1 protein-coding gene is annotated in these 557 nt (G+C 36.6%); it reads right to left on the reverse strand.

Annotation, left to right across the window (positions count from 1 at the left end; genetic code table 11):
• The coding region (gene tnpA / locus ACTNDS_RS16690; RefSeq protein ID WP_441036864.1) for an IS200/IS605 family transposase at positions 1–439 on the reverse strand (439 nt) is incomplete at its 3' end.
• Positions 440–557 lie beyond the last annotated feature (118 nt).

Raw genomic sequence — 557 nt, forward strand, 5'->3', positions numbered from 1 at the left:
CTTTTTTCTTTTCTTTTTCCTTTTGTCCTTCGATGTAGGCAAGCACCTGGTCTCTGCTCCTGTCACTGACCGTTATGGCACAGTAAGACGGATTCCACAGATGCCCACCCCACAGTTCCTTTTTTAACTCCGGATACGCAAGAAACATCTGGCGTGCAAGATTTCCTTTCATGATCTTGATCATATCTGAAATATAAAACTGAGGTTTACAGTCCACAAGCAGATGGATATGATCCGGCATCACCTCCATTGCCAGGATCTGAAATTTATATTCTTCTGCAAGATTCTGTAACATTTCTTTGCATTCTGTATCGATTCCGTTTTTTAAAACCTTTTTTCTGTATTTTGTACACCAGACAAGATGATACTGCAAGGAATAGACATATCCCCTACCATATGAAAGTTTGTTTTTATCTATATTAAATATATCTTTTTCCATATAAATATTATACCATATGTATTGGTTTATGTAAACATTTGTTCTGTTGTTTAGTAAAAAAATTTGCGCGTCTAACTCATCACTGAAAGTAACGAGAATGCGACGCGCAGTTATTCAA

It is taken from the genome of Blautia sp. HCP3S3_C12 (assembly GCF_052064155.1).
Lineage (GTDB): Bacteria > Bacillota > Clostridia > Lachnospirales > Lachnospiraceae > Blautia_A.